At 71.3% G+C, this 18,833-nt stretch carries 16 protein-coding genes; 7 read left to right on the forward strand and 9 right to left on the reverse strand.

All coding sequences use genetic code 11. The annotated features are described in order from the left end of the window. Positions 1 to 3: 3 nt before the first annotated feature. The 4 genes from D1369_RS36090 to D1369_RS36105 are packed head-to-tail and all read right to left on the reverse strand — an operon-like array spanning position 4 to position 3,864. The gene (locus tag D1369_RS36090) at positions 4 to 1,089 is read right to left on the reverse strand and encodes an NAD(P)-binding domain-containing protein (RefSeq protein ID WP_007380283.1); all 1,086 of its coding nucleotides are present in this window, start codon (positions 1,087 to 1,089) and stop codon (positions 4 to 6) included. Between the two features lie 57 nt (positions 1,090 to 1,146). Then, positions 1,147 to 2,169 (reverse strand): ABC transporter substrate-binding protein, encoded by a 1,023-nt coding sequence (locus tag D1369_RS36095; RefSeq protein WP_007380282.1) that lies wholly within the window; start codon positions 2,167 to 2,169, stop codon positions 1,147 to 1,149. Between the two features lie 43 nt (positions 2,170 to 2,212). After that, positions 2,213 to 2,992: an ABC transporter ATP-binding protein gene (locus tag D1369_RS36100; protein WP_007380281.1), complete on the reverse strand. Its 780-nt coding sequence runs from the start codon at positions 2,990 to 2,992 to the stop codon at positions 2,213 to 2,215. Then, the gene (locus D1369_RS36105) at positions 2,965 to 3,864 is read right to left on the reverse strand and encodes an ABC transporter permease (RefSeq protein ID WP_007380280.1); all 900 of its coding nucleotides are present in this window, start codon (positions 3,862 to 3,864) and stop codon (positions 2,965 to 2,967) included. The genes D1369_RS36100 and D1369_RS36105 overlap by 28 nt, the downstream gene beginning before the upstream one ends. Before the next feature lie 327 nt (positions 3,865 to 4,191). On the opposite strand from D1369_RS36105, the gene D1369_RS36110 reads away from it, so the two are divergent. From D1369_RS36110 to D1369_RS36135, 6 genes are all read left to right on the forward strand, one after another. Continuing rightward, complete coding sequence (locus tag D1369_RS36110) at positions 4,192 to 4,614, forward strand: secondary thiamine-phosphate synthase enzyme YjbQ (protein ID WP_007380279.1); 423 nt, start codon at positions 4,192 to 4,194, stop codon at positions 4,612 to 4,614. 165 nt (positions 4,615 to 4,779) lie between these two features. Then, complete coding sequence (locus tag D1369_RS36115) at positions 4,780 to 5,748, forward strand: cyclase family protein (RefSeq protein ID WP_007380278.1); 969 nt, start codon at positions 4,780 to 4,782, stop codon at positions 5,746 to 5,748. Between the two features lie 143 nt (positions 5,749 to 5,891). After that, positions 5,892 to 8,768 (forward strand): SpoIIE family protein phosphatase, encoded by a 2,877-nt coding sequence (locus tag D1369_RS36120; protein WP_037899097.1) that lies wholly within the window; start codon positions 5,892 to 5,894, stop codon positions 8,766 to 8,768. 134 nt (positions 8,769 to 8,902) lie between these two features. Further along, complete coding sequence (locus D1369_RS36125) at positions 8,903 to 10,462, forward strand: sugar ABC transporter ATP-binding protein (RefSeq protein WP_118082845.1); 1,560 nt, start codon at positions 8,903 to 8,905, stop codon at positions 10,460 to 10,462. Next, a complete protein-coding gene (locus tag D1369_RS36130; RefSeq protein WP_037899096.1) occupies positions 10,459 to 11,565 on the forward strand; it encodes an ABC transporter permease in 1,107 nt (368 codons plus the stop codon). Before D1369_RS36125 ends, D1369_RS36130 begins: the two co-directional genes overlap by 4 nt. Positions 11,566 to 11,621: 56 nt before the next feature. After that, positions 11,622 to 12,782, forward strand: a complete 1,161-nt coding sequence (locus D1369_RS36135; RefSeq protein ID WP_007380274.1) for a substrate-binding domain-containing protein — start codon at positions 11,622 to 11,624, stop codon at positions 12,780 to 12,782. A 19-nt stretch (positions 12,783 to 12,801) separates the two neighbouring features. Here D1369_RS36135 and D1369_RS36140 read toward each other — a convergent pair whose 3' ends face one another. The 5 genes from D1369_RS36140 to D1369_RS36160 form a co-directional block, all read right to left on the reverse strand. Continuing rightward, on the reverse strand, positions 12,802 to 15,330 hold the full coding sequence (locus D1369_RS36140) for a SpoIIE family protein phosphatase (RefSeq protein WP_007380273.1): 2,529 nt from the start codon (positions 15,328 to 15,330) through the stop codon (positions 12,802 to 12,804). Between the two features lie 99 nt (positions 15,331 to 15,429). Beyond that, positions 15,430 to 16,329, reverse strand: coding sequence for a S1 family peptidase (locus D1369_RS36145; protein ID WP_007380272.1), 900 nt, complete (start codon positions 16,327 to 16,329; stop codon positions 15,430 to 15,432). A 262-nt stretch (positions 16,330 to 16,591) separates the two neighbouring features. Then, positions 16,592 to 17,011, reverse strand: coding sequence for an arsenate reductase ArsC (locus D1369_RS36150; RefSeq protein WP_007380271.1), 420 nt, complete (start codon positions 17,009 to 17,011; stop codon positions 16,592 to 16,594). Continuing rightward, positions 17,008 to 17,784 (reverse strand): aquaporin, encoded by a 777-nt coding sequence (locus D1369_RS36155; protein WP_007380270.1) that lies wholly within the window; start codon positions 17,782 to 17,784, stop codon positions 17,008 to 17,010. Before D1369_RS36155 ends, D1369_RS36150 begins: the two co-directional genes overlap by 4 nt. Then, entirely contained in the window at positions 17,781 to 18,158 is a 378-nt protein-coding gene (locus D1369_RS36160; RefSeq protein WP_007380269.1) for a metalloregulator ArsR/SmtB family transcription factor, read from the reverse strand. Before D1369_RS36160 ends, D1369_RS36155 begins: the two co-directional genes overlap by 4 nt. An 89-nt stretch (positions 18,159 to 18,247) precedes the next feature. On the opposite strand from D1369_RS36160, the gene D1369_RS36165 reads away from it, so the two are divergent. Beyond that, positions 18,248 to 18,754 (forward strand): ArsI/CadI family heavy metal resistance metalloenzyme, encoded by a 507-nt coding sequence (locus tag D1369_RS36165; RefSeq protein ID WP_007380268.1) that lies wholly within the window; start codon positions 18,248 to 18,250, stop codon positions 18,752 to 18,754. Positions 18,755 to 18,833: the final 79 nt, after the last annotated feature.

The raw sequence follows: 18,833 nt of genomic DNA on the forward strand, positions 1-18,833 counted from the left end.
GTGTCAGGCGGCGGTGCGTTCCGCCGTCAGGAGGCGTCTGATGTCCCGTGCGGCCGTGCGGCCTGCGCGGTTGGCGCCGATGGTGCTTGCCGACGGGCCGTAGCCGACGAGATGGATCCGCGGGTCGGCGACCGCGGCCGTGCCCTCGACCCGGATCCCGCCACCCGGCTCGCGCAGCTTCAGCGGGGCCAGGTGGTCGATGGCGGCCCGGAACCCGGTCGCCCACAGGATCACGTCGGCGTCGACGTGCCGCCCGTCGTTCCACTCCACGCCCTCGGGTGTGATCCGGTCGAACATGGGCTGCCGGTCCAGGACCCCGTCCGCGATCGCCTGCCGGACCGCGTCGCTCAGCGGCAGGCCGGTCACCGACACCACGCTCTTCGGCGGCAGCCCCTGCCGTACCCGCTCCTCGACGAGCGCCACGGCCTCCCGGCCGACGTCCTCGGTGAAGGGACCCTCCCGGAACACGGGTTCGCGCCTGGTCACCCAGGTGGTGGCGGCCGCGTACGGGGCGAGCTCCATGAGGTGCTGGGTGCCGGAGGCGCCCCCGCCCACCACGACGACCCGCAACCCGGCGAACGCCTCGGGCCCGGGGTACTGCGCGGTGTGCAACTGCCGCCCCCGGAAGGTCTCCTGGCCGGGATAGCGCGGCCAGAACGGCCGGTCCCAGGTACCGGTCGCGTTGATCAGCGCCCGTGTCGACCAGTCCCCGTCCGAGGTCTCCACGAGCAGCCTCCCCTCGCTGCCCTCGCTGCCCTCGCGCACCGCGCGGACGTCGACAGGACGGCGTACGCGCAGGTCGAAGGCCCGCTCGTACGCCGTGAAGTACTCCGCGATCACTTCCGAGGAAGGCCGCTGCGGGTCGGCGCCCGTGAGCTCCATCCCCGGCAGCGCGTGCATGCCGTGGACCTTGCCGTACGTCAGCGACGGCCACCGGAACTGCCAGGCGCCGCCGGGGGCGGGGGAGTGGTCGAGGACCACGAAGTCACGCTCCGGCTCGAAACCGGTGCGGCGCAGGTGATAGGCGCTGGACAGACCTGCCTGACCAGCGCCTACGACGACTACCTCGACCTCGCGCATGTCGTTCACATTTCTACCAACCGTGGCGAGGGCGTGGATCTTCCCCGGGTCGTGGATCTTCCCCTGTCAGTCCTCGGCGGGGCGGGGCGCGGAGGTGGACGCGGGCAGATCGCCGTTGAACCGCGTGTCCACGAAGTTCCCGAAGTCCACCTTCCTCGGGATCAGCTTCAGCGAGGTGAACGTGTCGGCGATCTCCTGCTCCGAGGCGATGAGCTGCCGGTCCACCGCCACCGCGACCCGGGTGGTGTACGTCCGCTTCACCGCGGCCAGCGCCACGTCCTCGGGCAGCCCCGTCTCCTTGGCCCAGACCTTCGCCCACTCCGATTCGTGGGAGTAGACCCACTTGTAGGCGCGCCGGAGCCGCTCCAGGTAGTCCTTGATCGCGGCGGCCTTCTTCTTGTCCTTCAGTGCGCTCGGCGCTGCCACCTGGAAGGTCAGGCCGTTGGTGACGCCGTCCCCGGTCGTCAGCACGCGGCCCTGCTTCGCTTGGAGGATCTGCGAGGTGTACGGGTCCCACACCGCCCACGCGTCGACCTTGCCGGAGGTGAACGCGGCCAGCGCGTCGGCCGGCTGGAGGTACTTGACCTTCACGTCGGCGAGGCCGAGCCCGGCCTTCTTCAAGGAGGCGACCAGCTGGTAGTTGGCGGAGGAACCCTGCGCCACCGCGATGGACTTGCCCTTGAGCTGCGCGGGATCGGTCAGCTTGGAGTCGTTCGGTACGAGGACGGCGTCGCCCTTGGACGTGCCGTGCCAGGCGGCGACCACCGTGATCTTCGAGTCGGCGCCGGCCGCGAACACCGGCGGGGTGTTGCCGACACCGCCGATGTCCACGGCCTTGGCGTTGACGGCCTCCAGGAGCGGCGGGCCGGAGCTGAAGGTCGACCACTTGATCTTGTAGTCGAGGTTGTCGAGCTCCCCGGCGGCACGCAGGATCGCCTCCGAACCACCCTTCTGGTCACCGACGTTCAGCGTGAGGGAGCCCTTGCCGTCGGTGTCGGTGCCCGTGCCGGCGGACGCGTTGCCTCCGCAGGCGGTGAGCAGGAGGGCGAGGGGGAGGAGCAGTGCGGCGGGGGCGAGGCGACGTCGCATGGGGGAATCCGTTCTGTGCAACTTGACGTGTCGGTAGGGGAGTTCAGGCGGCTTCGGCGGCGGTGTCCACGCCCAGGCGTTCCAGGAGGTGCCCGCGGATCTGGGCGAACCGGGGGTCTGCGATGTCGCGCGGCCGGGCGAGGTCGATCTCCTGCTCGTGCGCGATGACCCCCTCGTCCATCACGAGGACCCGGTCGGCGAGCAGGACGGCCTCCTCGACGTCGTGCGTCACCAGCAGCACCGCGCAGCCGCGGCGCTGCCACAACTCGCCCACCAGGCGCTGGGCCTTGATCCGGGTGAGCGCGTCGAGGGCGCCGAACGGCTCGTCCAGCAGCAGGAGATCGGGCTCGCGCACCAACGCCCGGGCCAGCGAGGCGCGTTGGGCCTCGCCGCCGGAGAGGGTCTTGGGCCAGGCGTCCGTACGGTGGCTCAGGCCGACCTCCTCCAGGGCCTGGTCGGCGACGGCGCGGTCCGGCTTGCCGGGCAGGCCGAGCAGGACGTTGCGCCACACCTTCTTCCACGGCATCAGCCGGGGTGCCTGGAAGGCGACCGCCTTGCGGCGCGGGACCAGGACGGTGCCCTCGATGTCCCGGTCGAGTCCGGCGAGAATGCGCAGCAGGGTGGACTTGCCGCAGCCGCTGCGGCCCAGCAGCGCCACGAACTCGCCCGGCCGGACGTCGAGTCGCAGGTCGTCGATGACGGCACGGCCGTCGAAGGAGCGGGTCAGGTTCTGGACCCGCACGGCCCGCGCAAGGCGCGGCTCCTCGGTTCCGGATGCCCCGGTCACCTGGGGGCTCACCGGCCGGTGAACGTCGGTCGCCATTGCAGCAGCAGCCTTTCGAGAGAGCGGACGACGAAGTCGGCCAGCAGGCCGAGGAAGGCGTAGACGATCAGGCAGACCACGATGACGTCGGTCCGCAAAAAGTCCCGTGCCTGCACCATCAGGAAGCCGATGCCGGAGTCCGCGTTGACCTGCTCGGCGAAGACGAGCGCGAGCCAGGCGATGCCGAGCGAGTAGCGCAGACCGGTCAGGGCGCCGGGCAGCGCGCCCGGCAGGATGACATGCCGCACCAGACCCCACCGCGAGAGACCGAGGGACTCGCCGGCCTCGATCAACTGCGCGTCCACGCCCCGGATGCCCGCGTAGACGTTGAGGTAGAGCGGAAAGGTCACCCCGAGTGTGATGATGGCGATCTTCGGGGCCTCGCCGATGCCGAACCAGATGATGAACAGCGGGATCAGACCGACGAACGGCACGGTCCGCAGCATCTGCACCGGTGCGTCCACGACGTCCTCGCCCACCCGGAACAGGCCCGAGACGAGGGCGAGCCCGGTGCCGATGAGGGTGCCGAGGAGCAGCCCGCCCGTGACCCGCTGGAGCGAGGTCGTCATCGCCGAGGTCAGCGAACCGTCGGCGACCAGATCGCCCGCGACCTGGGCGATACGGCCGGGGGAGGCGAGGACATCCGCAGTCAACACCCCTGTGCTGCTGAGGAGTTGCCACAACGCCAGCAGCAGGACCGGGCCGGTGGTGCGGCGCAGCCACCGGGGGACCCGGGTGCGTCGGGAGGAGGTGGGGACGATGGGTTCGAGGTCGGGGGCCGGTGCGGGGGCGGTGGGCTCGACAGCACCCTGCGGGGACGTTTCCGGAATGTCGGGCGCGGGAGAGCCGGGCGGGGCATGGCTGATGCTCATGATGCTCCACGGAGGGGGAGAGCGACCGGTGAAGGACACGCCTCGACGCCACCCGGGACGGCACGGATCAGTGCACGCGCCGGTCAGCGGAGCGAGGGCGGGGGAGGGAAGGAAAGGGGCGTCAGCGGCCGCGGCGACACGCGGCGGAGGCCACCCGCAGCAGGTCGATGTGACCGCGCGTGGTGAGCAGGACTGAACGCAACATGCGGCCGAAAATAGCCAGTCAGCGTGTCCACGGTCAACGGTGTCTCGCGGACTGGACCTGCCGTATCGCTGGATGAGTCATGTATGACGAGTGAATCCGGCGCGAGGGGTGAGGATGGTGGCATGTCAGACGCTTTCACCACCCGAGTCCTGAACGTCGCCTCCGGTTCGTCGGAGCGGATCGTCGACCTCACCGGCGACTGCGAGGCCTTCCTGAGGGAGGCCGCCGAGGGCCGTGACGGCCTCCTCAACATCTTCGTCCCGCACGCGACCGCGGGCGTCGCGATCATCGAGACGGGCGCCGGCAGCGACGACGACCTCCTGGCCGCCCTCCACACCCTCCTGCCCGCCGACGACCGCTGGCAGCACCGGCACGGCAGCCCCGGTCACGGCCGCGACCACGTCCTCCCGGCGATCGTGCCCCCGCACGCCACGCTGCCGGTGGTGAACGGACAGCTACAGCTGGGGACTTGGCAGTCGGTGTGCCTGGTGGACACCAACAAGGACAATCCCAACCGTAAAGTTCGGCTGAGCTTCCTGGGCTGAGCAAGAATGAGTACACAGCGAAGTGCCCGAACACCCGTGAATGTGCGAGGCTGGTTTTCCGATCACGAGGACGGTGCTTCTCCGTGTCACGGCGTCAGCCGGGCGCACACCCCGTGGTGACGGCCTGCCGTCGGAGCCGTTCCAGCCCGGGAGCGGTGAGTGCAGATGAGTCCGAGTTCCGCCGATTCCGCGAATCCCGAGCCGACCGGCGTCGGTAACGGGCCCGCCGTCTCCCGTCGGGAGTTCGACACACTCTTCGAGGCGGTTCGCACGTGGGGGCGCTGGTCCCCGGCCGACCGCGGTGCCTGGAACCGGGTCACCGCGGACCATGTACGGCGGGCCGCAGCGCGCGTGCGGACCGGGACGGTCGTCCCGCTGGCGCTGCCGTGGAACACCCGGCCCGGCCCCGACAACCGAAAGCCTGCCCTGCACCACATGACCGACCTCGGTGACGTGGAGGCGCCGGAGCCCTCCACCCACAAGGACTTCATCGCCGCCGACTACCACGGCAAGGGCATCACCCATCTCGACGCGCTGTGCCACATCGCCTATCGGGGGCAGCTCTACGACGGCCGTACGGCACACGAGGTCGTCGATGCCGCAGGCGCCCGCTTCGGCGCGGTGTCGACGCTCGGGTCCCTCGTCACGAGGGGAGTGCTCCTCGACCTGCCCGCCGCCCTCGGGATTCCCTGGCTGGAGCCGGGGCGAGCGGTGCACGCGAGAGACATCGTCGAGGTGGAGAAGGCACTCGATGTGACGATCGGCGAGGGCGACGCGGTGCTGCTGCGCTCCGGACACGTCCGGCGCCGCGAGGAACTCGGCGCCTGGGACCCCGACACGGCCAGCGCGGGCTTTCATGTGGACGCCCTGCCGCTGCTGGCCGAGCGTGGCATCGCGCTGCTGGGCGGAGACGGCGACAGTGACGTACGGCCCTCACCCGTGGACGGTGTGCACTCGCCGGTCCACGCCCTGGCTGTGGCCGCGATGGGGATGCCACTGCTGGACAACCTCGACCTGGAAGCGCTGTCCGCCGCGACCGCGAGGGCGGGGCGCTACGACTTCATGCTCGTCGTGGCGCCGCTGAACGTCCCGGGCGGGACGGGCTCGCCCGTCAACCCGATCGCGGTCCTGTGACGCCGATCCGGTCCGGTCACCGTGCGTGAGGGGCATTGTAAACGGTGACTCGCGCCCCCAATGCCCGTATCCTCGTCCATATCGGATATGTCGGAAGAGGTGCTCGTAAGGGTTGACTGGCGAAGGCGCGAGTGAGGCGGAGCGTGGTTCGGGTCGGCGAAGATCCCATACCGGCGGGGAGTGTGCCAGGCGGCACAGGGCCCGCCAGTTTCCGTGAGCGGTTCCTGCAGGGTGAGCCGGTCGAGGCAGGCGTGCGCACGTCGATCCTGAATTCCTGGCGGCGTTGCCGGATCCTGGGGCTGTCGCCGGACCAGTCCGACCTTCCCTTCCGGGAGGACCTCGAACCGGACGGACGGATCATCCGCGCGGCCGTTCCGGTGCTCGACCGGCTGCAGGCAATGTTCGCCGGCAGCGCGATGAACATCTCCGTCGCCGATGCGACCGGGACGGTTCTCCTGCGCCGTTTCGGAGAAGCGTCACTGGCCAGAGTTCTCCCGGACATCCAGACTGTCCCCGGGTTCGTGTTCGCCGAGAAGGTCGCAGGTACCAACGGCATCGGTCTCGCCCTGGCCGAGCGCCAACCCATCCGGGTCTACGGTGCCGAGCACTTCGCCGAGCGCTCCCAGGGCAGTGCCTGCCGTGCGCTTCCCGTCCGCGACCCGCTCAGCGGCCACATCGAGGGCGTCCTGTGCTTCGGCTATCCCCGCAGCGCCGAGGACCCGGCGCTGGACACCGTGATACGCAAGGCGGCCGAGACCATCGAGCGGCGGCTGCTCGGGCAGAGTTCCTCGCGTGAGCGCGCTTTGCTGCAGGCGTACCTGGACAGCGGAGCCGAGGCCGCTGCAGGTCTTCGACACCGCATGGCGGTGCGGGAACTGGCCGTGGAGATGAGCCCCCGCGACCGGGCGATCCTCATGGAGAAGGCCGCCGAGCTGATCGCGTGCGCGCAGCGGGCCTGCGTCGACGTGCCCCTGTCCGACGGCCGTCGGGTCACGCTCGTGAGCCGGCCGATGACGAGTGCCTCCGGAGTGCAGGGCTTCGCTGTCGAGGCCGTCGTCCCCGGTCCCTCACCGCACGAGCCCCTCGCCCTCCCGCGTCAGGTCCACGAGCCGCTGGGCCCGTCCGCCGAGCTTGCCGTCGCCACGTCCCTCTCCTTCTCCGGGACGGTTCTCGACGTGGCGCCCGGGCAGCTCCACGTCAGCCTGCCGGCGGAGTACGTTCCCGGCATGGAGCACGGCCCCGTCGCCCTGGGCGTCGAGCGCGTCACGGCCGGCGACGGCACGACGGACGAGCACTCCGACTCCCCGCCCCCGGCGAGAGGGTTCATGATGGTGGGGGAGCCGCACGTGGGGACCTACGCCCTGGCCGCGCGCCGCCGCCTGGAATTGCTGTCCGAGGCCGGCGTCCGCATAGGCACCACTCTGGATGTGCGCAGTACCGCCAGGGAGCTCGCCGAGTCGGCGGTGCCGCAACTGGCCGACTTCGTGACCATCGACCTGCCGGAAGCCGTGCTCCGCGGCGAGGAGTCCGCCGATCCCCGCGTCGACCTACGCCGTACGGTGGTCCACGGCATCCATGACGACTGTCCCTTCCACCCGGTCGGCAAGCAGGTCGCCTACGGTCCGACGATGCCGCAGTCGCGGTGCCTGACGAGCGGCCAGGCAGTGCTTGAACCGGACCTGAAGGCTGCCGCGGGCTGGTTCGCGCAGGACCCCGAGCACTCCGCACAGCTGCTGAGCCACGTCCACTCCCTCATCGCGGCGCCCCTGGTCGCCCGCGGCGCAGTCCTGGGCGTGGTCGGCTTCTACCGCGCGCAGGACTCGCCGGCGTTCGGGGACGACGACCGGTCGCTGGCCCAGGAACTGGCCGCCCGTGCCGCACTGTCCATCGACAACGCCCGGCGCTACACGCGCGAACGTGCCATGGTCCTGGCCCTGCAGCGCAGCCTGCTCCCGCACGGCGTGCCGGACCAGGACGCCGTCGAGGTCGCCCATCGCTACCTGCCCGCCGAATCCGACGTGGGAGGTGACTGGTACGACGTCATCCCCCTGTCCGGCAGCCGCATCGGACTCTTCGTCGGCGACGTCGTCGGCCACGGCATGCTCTCCGCCGCCACCATGGGACGGCTGCGCACGGCCGCCCGCAGTTTCGCCGAACTCGACTTCCCTCCGGACGAGGTCCTCACCCACCTCGACAAACTCGTGGGACGCCTGGACCGGGAGGACCCCGGCGCCGTGGACGCGGGCATCATCGGCGCGACCTGTCTCTACGCCATCTACGACCCGACCACACAGCGGTGCACCATGGCCCGGGCCGCCCATCCCCCGCCCGCTCTGGTCCGCCCCGACGGCACCGTGTGGTTCCCCGACCTGCCCGCCGGACCGCCGCTCGGCCTCGGCGGTCTGCCATTCGAAGCCGCCGAGCTCGACCTCCCCGAGAACAGCCAGCTGGTCCTCTACACCGACGGGCTCATCGAGGACCGCCACCGCGACGTCGACGTGGTCCTCGATCAGCTGCGCGCCACGCTGGCCCAAGCGAACGGCACACCCGACGCGACCTGCGAGGCGATACTCGACACGGTGGCTCCCGCCCACCCCTGCGACGACATCGCCGTGCTCGTCGCCCGCACCCACGCCCTCGACCCCCAGCGGATCGCCACCTGGGACCTGCCCGCCGACCCGGCCCTGGTCAGCGAGGTGCGCGCCTCCGCCACCCGGCAACTGACCGACTGGGGACTCGACGAGGCCGCGTTCGCCGCTGAACTGGTGCTCAGCGAGCTGGTCACGAACGCCATCCGCCATGGCGCAGGGCCCATCCGGGTACGGCTGCTCCACGACCGCACCCTGATCTGCGAGGTCTCCGACACCAGCAACACCGCCCCGCACCTGCGTCGAGCGGCCAGCACCGACGAGGGCGGCCGCGGCCTGTTCCTCGTCGCGCAGCTGGCGCAGAGCTGGGGCGCGCGCTACACCCAGCAGGGCAAGGTCATCTGGGCCGAATGCGGGCTTGAGGGGGCCTGAGGCGCCGGCCCGGCGATTCGCTGCTCCGTTGGGGTGACAGAGAGCAGCCAGATGTCTAAAAATGTACGACATGTGACGCTAATATCACTGATGCGCATCGGGAAGAACACGACAGGTCCGACCCGGGAGAGCCCGTGCACGAGGCCCACGACACCTCTGCGCATGCGGTGCCGCCCTTCGGGGCGGAACCTCTGGTCCGTGTCCGCGGACTTGCCAAGCGCTTCGGGGGAACCCTCGCGCTGGCCGGGGTCGATCTCGATGTCCACGCCGGCAGCGTCCTCGCTCTCCTCGGTCCCAACGGTGCCGGGAAGTCCACGCTCATCAAGGTGCTCGCCGGCGTTCACCACGCCGACTCGGGGCAGGTCACCGTGGCCGGGCACCCGCTCGGGAGCCGCGCCGCTGCCCGGCACATGTCCTTCATCCATCAGGATCTCGGGCTGGTGGAGTGGATGACGGTAGCCGAGAACATCGCTCTGAGCGCCGGGTATCCGCGCCGCGCCGGACTGATCTCCTGGCGGCTCACCCGAGAACACTGCACCGAGGCCCTGCGGGCCGTCGCCGGACATCTCGACCCCGACACGCCGATCTCCCGCCTCGCCCCGGCCGAGCGTTCCCTTGTCGCCGTCGCACGAGCCCTGGCGGCACGGGCGAGCCTCATCGTCCTCGACGAGCCGACCGCCCGCCTGCCCGCCGCGGACTGCACCCGGCTGTTCCGGGTGCTGCACACCCTGCGCGACCGGGGGCACGGCATCCTCTACGTCAGCCATCGCCTGGACGAGGTGTACGAGGTCGCCGACACCTTCGCCGTGCTGCGCGACGGACGCCTGGTCAGCCACGGCTCGCCGGCGAGCCACCCTCCTGCCCGCCTGGTGCGCGCCATCACCGGCGAGGGGCCGATCGATCACCGCCCCGCCACCGCCCCGGCCACCGCCCCGGCCGGCGGCCCGGCCGTTCTGACCCTGGACGGGGTGCGCACCCCCGACGCGGGACCGGTCAGTCTGGAGCTCCGGCGGGGGGAAGTCCTCGGCCTGGTCGGCCTCACGGGCGCCGGACACCTGGGCCTCGCCCGAGCCCTTGCGGGCGCCCGGCCCCTCCTCGGCGGCCGGGCCCTTCTCGGCGGTCGCCCGTACCGTCCCCGTACGGTTGCGGACGCCGTCGGACGGGGTGTCGCCCTCGTACCCGGTGACAGACAGCGGGAGGGCTGCCTCGCCGAGCTGACCGTACGGGAGAACCTTCTGGCCAACCCCCGGGCGGGAGGCAGGTCGGCGCTGAGCTGGATCAGCCCCCGCCGCGAACGCGCCGAGGCCGGCACCCTGATCGAACGGCTCTCGGTGCGTCCCGACGACAGCGAGGCCGCCATCGCCACGCTGTCCGGGGGGAACCAGCAGAAGGTCATGATCGGCCGGTGGCTGCGGCCGGCCCTGCGCCTGCTGATCCTCGAGGAACCGACGGCGAGCGTGGACATCGGTGCCAAAGCCGCGATCCACCGCCTCATCGACGAGGCGCTCGCCGCCGGCCTCGCGGTCCTCCTCATCTCCAGCGACTTCGAGGAGGTCGCGGGCGTGTGTCGGCGCGCCCTGGTCTTCGTCCGCGGATCCGTGACGACCGAGCTGACCGGCCCGGCCCTCACGGTCACCGAGCTCACGCGGGCGGCTTCGGCCCTGCCCTCCTCCGGAACCGCGGCGAATCCGTGACCGGCTCCCCCTCTCCGGCTGCGCCCCCGCCACGGCCGCGTCGCCCGGGACCACCGAGGCGACTCGCCCGACTGCACGGCCGGAGCGGGCAATTCATCGGCGCCTACGGCCTCCTGACCCTCACCGCCCTGCTCTTCCTGATCTTCTCCCTCACCCTGCCGCGTACCTTTCCCACCCGGGACACCGTCGACTCGATCCTGTTCAACCAGTCGATCCCGGCCGTCCTCGCACTCGCCGCGATGGTCCCCATCGTGACCGGCGCGTTCGACCTCTCCATCGGCTACGGTCTCGGCCTGGCGCACGTCATGGTGATGCAGCTCGTCGTGGGCGACGGGTGGCCCTGGCCGCTCGCCTGCCTCACGGTGATCGCCGGAGGGGGTGTGGTGGGTGTCCTCAACGGTGTCGTCGTCGAATTCGGGCGGATCGATTCGTTCATCGCCACGCTCGGTACCGGCAGCATGATGTACGCGGTGACCGGATGGGTCACCGGCGGCAGCCGGATCGTCCCTGGCCCGCAAGGCCTGCCGGCCGCCTTCACCGACATCTACAACTCGACGTTCCTCGGCCTGCCGGTTCCCGCCTTTTACGTGCTCGCCCTCGCGGTCGCTCTCTGGGTGGTCCTGGAGCGGCTGCCGCTCGGCAGGTACCTGCACGTCATCGGGTCGAACCCGCGCGCCGCCGACCTGGTCGGCATCCCGACCCGCAGGTACACCGTCTACGCCTTCGCCGCGTCGGGACTGATCGTCGGCTTCGACGGAGTGCTGCTCGCGGCCCAGCAGCAGATCGGCAATCCCAGCGTCGGCCTCGACTACCTGCTGCCCGCGTTCGTCGGGGCCCTCCTCGGCTCCACCGCCGTCAAACCAGGGCGCCCCAACGCCCTGGGCACCCTCGTCGCCGTTGCCGTCCTCGCCGTCGGCCTCACCGGCATCGCCCAGATGGGCGGCGACTTCTGGACGGTCCCGTTGTTCTACGGCGGCACCCTGCTCCTCGCCGTCGGACTGGCCGGCTGGTCCGCTCGTCGCCGACTGCGTACCGGTGCGGTCGTCACCCGCGATTCGCCCGCCGGGACACAGGACGACGGCACGCCGGGCAGCCCTCCATGACCCACGCCGCGCGCACCGCCGGAGCGCCCGGACGGCATTCTCCGCAAGGAGCTTCCGTGCACCGCAACCGCAACACTCCCACCGTCCGCAACGCGCGGTCCGCTGCCACCGCCGTGGTGGTCGCGCTCTTCGTGCTGGCCGGCTGTGAACGTGGCTCGTCGAGCGGCCCGGCGCACTCCACCTCGGGTCCGAGCGGCTGCCCCGCGGCCCAGACCAGGGCCCAGGCCGCCGTCAGCCGGGCGGAGCGGACCGACATCCCCTGGAACGGACCGACCAGCGGTCCCACCGCGGTGGCCGGCAAGACCATCGTCTACGTCGCCCAGACCATGACCAATCCCGGAGTCGCGGGCGCCGCGGACAGCGTGCGGAAAGCCGCACGCGTCATCGGCTGGCACGTCCGGGTGATCGACGGTGGCGGCACCCCCGCCGGCATCCAGGCGGCGATGAGCGAGGCCGTGGACGTCAGACCCTCGGGCATCGTCATCGGGGGCTTCGACCCGGGCTCGACCTCGCAGCAGGTGGCGCGCGCGAACACGGCAGGCATCCCGCTCATCGGCTGGCACGCGGTCGCTTCCCCCGGTCCCAGCCGGCGACCCAGGCTCTTCACCAACGTCACCACCAAAGTCGAGGACGTGGCCAGAGCCAGTGCGCAGTGGGTCATCTCGAGCTCCGACGGCACAGCCGGGGCCGTGGTCTTCACCGATGCCTCGGTCCCCTTCGCCAAGTACAAGTCCGACCTGATCAGGAAGGAGCTGGCCACCTGCGCGGGGGTAGAGCTGCTGGCGTACGAGAACATCCCGATCCCGGATGCCGGCAGCCGCACTCCCCGGGAGATCTCCTCCCTGCTTTCCCGCTTCCAGGAGAGATGGACCCACTCCGTCGCCATCAACGACCTGTACTTCGCCGATGCCGCCCCGGCGTTCCGCGCGGCCGGCAAGAAAGGGGCCGGCCCGCCCTTCAACATCGGCGCCGGCGACGGCGACCCCTCCGCCTTCCAGCGCATCAACAGCGAGCAGTACCAGGCGGCCACCGTGCCGGAGCCGCTGTCCCTGCAAGGCTGGCAGATCGTCGACGAGTTCAATCGCGCCTTCTCGGGCCGGCCGGCCAGCGGGTATGTGGCCCCCGTCCACATCAGCACGGCCGACAACAGCCACGGCGCCACGACCTGGGATCCGGCGGGATACCGGGAGGCGTACCGGAAGATCTGGGGCACGTGACAGCCGCGGTGGGAACTGGTCAACGCGGCGGGGCGTACTCGGTGAGCAGGAGCGCGATGTCGTCCGCCCTGTCGGGGGAAGCGTGGCAGGCATCCCGCAGCAGCCCGTCGGCCAGATCGTCCAGGCCGCCCCCGCCGAGCCGGGCCAGCGACCCCCGAAGCCGCTCGACGTCGGAGCCGATGTCCGAGTCGCGCCTCTCGATCAACCCGTCCGTGTAGAGGACCAGGACCGACCCGGGAGCCAGACGCAGCTCCGACTCCGGAAAGCGAGCCGTCGCGTCGATGCCGAGCAGTGGGCCGCCGGGCACATCCAGGATCTTGGTGTGCCCGTCGGGCAGGCGCAGCAGGGGCGGGAGATGGCCCGCGCGGACGATGCGCACGATCCCCGAGCGGGGATGCAGTTGGGCGTAGCAGCAGCTGGCGAGGAGCACCGGGTCGAGGTCCATGTGGAGCCGGTTGGTGCCGGCGGCGACGTCGCTCGGGCGGTGGCCGGCGGCGACGAATGCCCGCATGGCGCTGCGTAGTTGGCCCATGGCGGCCGCGGCGGGGACGTTGTGCCCCTCGACGTCCCCGACGATCAGTGCGACTTCGTCGCCGGTGGGGATGACGTCGTACCAGTCGCCGCCGATGTCCATACCCTTGGTGCCCGGTAGATAACGCCCCGTGACGCGCAGCCCTGGCAGAGTGGGCAGCCGGCGCGGCAGCAGCGCGTTCTGCAGGCCGCGGGCGAGGGCGAATTCGGCGTCGTAGAGTCTGGCGCGTTCCAGAGCCTGGCCGATCAGGCCGCCCAGCGCGGTGAGGACTCCGCGCTCCTCGTCGTGGAAGCGGTGGACGTCGTCGAAGCCGAGAATGCAGGCGCCGACCGGGCGGTTCGAGGCGATCAGCGGCAGGAACGCCCAGGAGTTGGTCGGACCCACCATGAGCTCGGGGTAGCTCTCGCGGAGCTGCTCCCGGGACTCGATGAACAGCGGGACCCCGGAGGTCAGCGCGTCCGTCACGGGCAGCCGGGCGTGCAGCGGGGTGCCTTCGAACCGGGCGAGAAAGCGTTTCGAGTAGCCGCGCTGAGCGAGCAGGTGCAGGCGCTGTTCCTCCACCACGGCGATCGCCAGCTTCTGGCCGCCGAAGGCCGGCAGCAACTGGTCGGCGACGGCATCGAACACCTCGACCGCGGTGGCCGCCTCGGTGAGGGCGCTGCCCAGCGTGAGTACCCGGTAGAGGGAACCCACGCGGGGGGCCGCGGGGGAAGGCGCCGAGGAGAAGGGCGGCCCCTCCTCGGTGACCGGTGCCCCGGGTCCGGTGCCGGCCGGTACGGGCTGCCGTACTCGTGAGGCCCATCCCGTCATGCCCTGAGCGCCCGGGTGGAGGGAGAAGACCAGCCACTCGTCCGGCGGGCGGCGCACCAGGAAGGAGACCGGTTGCTGGGAGACGGCGGCGGCCCGGTAGCGGTCCTCGTACACGGGATCGGCCAGCCAGGGCAGGATGTCCCAGGGGCGCCGGCCGAGCAGTTCGTCCTGGCGGACCCGCAGCAGATCCTCCAGGCTGTGGTTGGCGTAGGCGAGGCGCCCGTCGGGAGAGAGCGCGAAGAAACCGTCCGCGAGCCGCTCGATCGCCGCCACGGCGGCCATGCCGCTCCCGGTGTCCAGCACGGCGCCGACCAGGTGGCACGAGGCCTCCGGGTCGTCGGGGCTTTCCGGTACCCGGCCCCACAGTTCGACGACACGGTGTCCACCACGGCCGTCCAGGATGCGTAGGTGGTGCGCCAGTAGGTGTCCTTCCTCGACCGCGGCGCGGGCGGCGGATCCAAAGCCGGGCAGATCCGCCGGCTCGATGCAGGCCGTCAGTGTGGCCGCCCGACCGTCGAACGCGCGGGGCGCAATCCCGAAGATCGCGCACAGCTCGTCGTCGGCAGTGAGGGCGCCGGTGTCGAGGTTCCAGTCGAACAGGCCCACCCGGATCGCCGGAGCGGACGGCAGCGGGACCAGCACGGGAGCCGTCCGCTCGTCGTACTCACCGAGCGTGCCGCGGGCCCGCAGTCCGGCGAGGGCGGTGCCCAGCCGGTCGGCGGCGGAGCGCAACTGCCCGCGCTGTGCCCTCGACAGTCCGGTCCCGTCCCGCCTGGGCGTCCACACCACGGCGATGGCGCCGAAGGTCCGCCCGCCCGCCCGTACGGGGACCGATGCAGAGCCGAACGGGTAGGGCAGGGCGATCGAGAGCTGGGGGAAGCGCCGCATCGTCTCCTCCGCGCCGGCCAGGTGGACCATGCGCCCGGAGCGGCACGCCTCCGCCACGGGCATACGGCTGTTGACCGGGATCCGACGCCACCCGCTGAGCAGTGAGGGCGGTGTCCCGCAGGACGCGGCCACGACGAGCGAGCGATGGTCGCCGGAGAGCAGGAACACGCTTCCGGTGTGCGCTCCGGTGACCTCCACGGCATGGACCACGGCCCTCACCAATGCGTCGTCGCGCTCGGGCGCATCGCTGACACCCGCGGCGCTGAGCGGGTATGAGCTCGATGCCATACCGTTGGCCGACACACTGCCCTCGATCATCCATGGAGTGCTCTTCCTATTTTATGGCCATTCCCACCTCTCCGTGCGTGGATGTCGGGCCGGTATGGGTGAGCCGGTTCTGTCCCCCCTCGCGTCCCGTCAGTAGACGGACAGCCCGTACGCGTTCAGCGCTTCCTGGATCGGCTGGTAGTAGGTGGTTCCTCCCGTGGCGCAGTTGCCGGAGCCGCCGGAGAGGATTCCGAGGACCTTGTCGCCGGCGTAGAGCGGGCCGCCGCTGTCGCCCGGCTCGGCGCAGATGTTGGTCCGGATTAACCCGGAGACGGTGCTTCCGTCGCCGTAGTTGACGGTCGCGTTCAGCGCGGTGACCGTCCCGCACCGGACCCCGGTGGTCGCTCCCCGGCGGCAGACGCTCTGGCCGACGTAGGCAGTCGCGGTTCCGGTGACGTCTACGGTTCCGATGGTGCCGGGATGCGGTACGGCCGGGTTGGCGTATCGGACGACACCGAAGTCGTCGCCGGGGAAGCTGGTGCCGGTGGTGGGGCCGATCTCGGTGGTCAGGGCGGAGCTCGTGTACCAGGTGGGCATGGCCTCGGTGCAATGGCCGGCCGTCACGAAGTAGTAGGTGGAGCCGCCGCGCACGTTGACCCCCGCGGAACAGCGCCAGGCGGAGGCGTGGATGCCGTCGCCGCCCGACACGAGAGTGCGCAGCCGGCCGTCGAGCCGTTCGACGGTCGCGGCGCCCGGGAAGCGCCCGGTGGCCTGCCGGATTCTGGACAGGTCCGGGTCCGCGACTGTGGAGTCCGCGGAGATCCGCAGCTTTCCGGTGCGCCCGTCGACGGTCCAGGTCGTCCCCGCGATTCCCAGGGACGCCACGACCGAGGCCGCGCCGGACACCGAGGTGGTGGAGGGCGCGGAGCTGGCCGGGGGCGCCGCGGCCGCGGCGGTGTCGGACACGGAAAGAGCGGTCACCACCAGCAGGCTCACCACCGCGGCGATCAGCCGTGGACGTCTGATGTCGGTACGGCGTGCTCTGCTCACTGAGGCCCCCCGGAGCGGTAGGTCGGATTGGGCGCACGTCCATGAGGTCGCCGGCCGTGCCGTGCTTTCGTGCTGTGGCGCGCTGTGCTTGTGCGAAGGGTGAGACGAGCCCGCGCCGCCTGGCCGACGCTTCAGTGTGCCCGGCCGCACCAGGTGCGGGTAGAGGGCCTCCGGCCGATGAACCGGTGTTCGGCTTGCGGCAATTGTGGCTCTTGCTTTGCCCGTGCATGCAGGTCCGCGCCCTCCCCGGTGGAGGGCCCCGTCACGGCGTCTCCTCGATGCCGAGTTCGGCGAGCAGGCCGCGAACGCGTCGTTCGATCTCGTCGCGGATCGGCCGGACGGCCTGGACGCCCTGTCCGGCGGGGTCGTCCAACGCCCAGTCCAGGTACCGCTTGCCCGGGAAGTACGGGCAGGCGTCCCCGCAGCCCATCGTGATGACCACGTCGGAGGACTGGACCGCGTCGGCGGTGAGGACCTTCGGGGTCTCGGCGGAGATGTCGATGCCGGTCTCCCTCATGGCCTCCACCACGGCGGGGTTCACCGCGTCGGCGGGCGCGGAACCGGCGGAGCGGACCTGGACGCCGTCCCCGCCGAGACGGGTGAGGAAGGCGGCGGCCATCTGGGACCGGCCGGCGTTGTGCACGCACACGAACAGCACGGAGGGGGCGGCGGGAGAGCTCATGAGGACACGGTGCTTTCTTCTGCGGGCCGGGCGGGGGAGGGGAGTTGCCGCTCGCCGTGCGGGACGACGACCTCGTCCCCCGTCGTGGGCGCGGGGCGGCCGAAGGTGACGGCGGCCAGGACGAGACCGAGGCCCGCGCCGGCGAGCTGCGCGGCGAGGAAGGGTGCCACGGAGACGGGAGCGATGCCGGCGAAGGTGTCGGTGAAGGCCCGGCCGATCGTCACGGCCGGATTGGCGAAGCTGGTGGAGGAGGTGAACCAGTAGGCGGCGCCGATGTAGGAGGCGACCGCCACCGGTCCCAGATGCGCCCGGCCGACCCGCGCCAGCCCGAAGATCAGCCAGACCAGTCCCGCGGTGGCGACCACTTCGCCCAGCCACAGGTGTCCGGCGGACCGGTCGTGCGTCGACCAGTGCACCAGGGGCCGGGCGAACATGGCGTCCGCCAGGACCGCGCCGGCGATGGCCCCGGCGATCTGGGCGGGCACGTACGCCGCCACCTCCCGCGGGCCGGGACCGTCGGCCGTGCGGCGGCCGGTGAACCAGGCGGCGAGGGTCACGACGGGGTTGAAGTGCGCCCCGGAAACCGGACCGATCAGGGCGATGAGCACGCCCAGGCCGAACACGGTCGCCAGGGAGTTGGCCAGCAGCTGCACACCGATGTCGCGGGTCAGCTCACTCGCCTGGATCCCGGAGCCGACCACCACCGCCACCAGCGCCGCGGTGCCGACGGCCTCGGCAGCGGCCCGCCGCGCGAGAGGGACCGAGGCGCTCACGCCGAGGCCTTCGCGGGGACGCCCGGTGTCTCGAGGAGGGCGGACAACCTGCCCAGCGCCTCGGGGAGCACCCAGTAGTACACCCAGGTCCCCCGCCGTTCGGAGCCGACCAGCCCGGCCTCGCGCAGCACCTTCAGGTGGTGGGAGATGGTCGGCTGGGAGACGTCGAAGGGGTCGGTCAGGTCGCACACGCACGCCTCGCCGCCCTCGTGGGAGGCGATCAGGGACAGCAGTCGCAGCCGGATCGGGTCCGACAGCGCCTTGAACATCCGCGACAGCTCGGCCGCGTCCGCTTCGCCCAGCGGCTCGCGCACCATCGGGGCACAACATGCCTCGTCCTGGCCGAGCAACGGCAGATCAGCTTGTTTCGACATGCCTCTATGTTGACGCCTGTCTATCCAGGTGCCAACCTCGACTGTATCGACATCCGTCGATACAGCATCGTCATGAAGGGGAGACCGCCATGTCCCGAGTCCAGCTGGCCCTGCGCGTCGCCGATCTGGAAGGCTCGATCGCCTTCTACTCCAAGCTCTTCGGCACCGAGCCCGCCAAGCGGCGCGAGGGCTACGCCAACTTCGCCGTCACCGAGCCCCCGCTGAAGCTGGTCCTCATCGAGGGCGAGAGCGGCGAGGAGACCCGCCTGGACCACCTCGGTGTCGAGGTCGCCGGCACCGAGGACGTCAGTGCCGCCACGTCCCGGCTGAAGGAGGCGGGCCTGGCCACGTTCGAGGAGAACGACACCTCGTGCTGCTACGCCCTGCAGGACAAGGTGTGGGTGCACGGCCCGGGCAAGGAGCCGTGGGAGGTGTACGTGGTCAAGGCCGACGCCGACACCCTGGCGAAGGCCGACACCTCCCCGGACGCCTGCTGCGGCACCACCGCCTGCTGCACACCCGAGGAGCAGGCCCTCGACACCGCGCAGAGTCCCGCGGAGGCCAAGGCCGCCGCAGGGTGCGCCTGCGGAAGCTGACCGGCTGTCCCCGGCGCAGGCGCACCTCTGCCCGGGACAGCGGCGGGGCCGTCCCGGGCAGAGGTGCGTGGATGGGGGT

Origin of the sequence: Streptomyces sp. CC0208 (assembly GCF_003443735.1) — a bacterium.
GTDB lineage: Bacteria > Actinomycetota > Actinomycetes > Streptomycetales > Streptomycetaceae > Streptomyces > Streptomyces sviceus.

Excerpts from the sequence above, each read along its gene's own strand:
- D1369_RS36095 (WP_007380282.1), bottom strand. The coding sequence starts at position 2,169 with ATGCGACGTCGCCTCGCCCCCGCCGCACTGCTCCTCCCCCTCGCCCTC.
- D1369_RS36100 (WP_007380281.1), bottom strand. The coding sequence starts at position 2,992 with ATGGCGACCGACGTTCACCGGCCGGTGAGCCCCCAGGTGACCGGGGCA.
- D1369_RS36105 (WP_007380280.1), bottom strand. The coding sequence starts at position 3,864 with ATGAGCATCAGCCATGCCCCGCCCGGCTCTCCCGCGCCCGACATTCCG.
- D1369_RS36110 (WP_007380279.1), top strand. The coding sequence starts at position 4,192 with ATGTCAGACGCTTTCACCACCCGAGTCCTGAACGTCGCCTCCGGTTCG.
- D1369_RS36115 (WP_007380278.1), top strand. The coding sequence starts at position 4,780 with ATGAGTCCGAGTTCCGCCGATTCCGCGAATCCCGAGCCGACCGGCGTC.
- D1369_RS36140 (WP_007380273.1), bottom strand. The coding sequence starts at position 15,330 with ATGATCGAGGGCAGTGTGTCGGCCAACGGTATGGCATCGAGCTCATAC.
- D1369_RS36150 (WP_007380271.1), bottom strand. The coding sequence starts at position 17,011 with ATGAGCTCTCCCGCCGCCCCCTCCGTGCTGTTCGTGTGCGTGCACAAC.
- D1369_RS36160 (WP_007380269.1), bottom strand. The coding sequence starts at position 18,158 with ATGTCGAAACAAGCTGATCTGCCGTTGCTCGGCCAGGACGAGGCATGT.
- D1369_RS36165 (WP_007380268.1), top strand. The coding sequence starts at position 18,248 with ATGTCCCGAGTCCAGCTGGCCCTGCGCGTCGCCGATCTGGAAGGCTCG.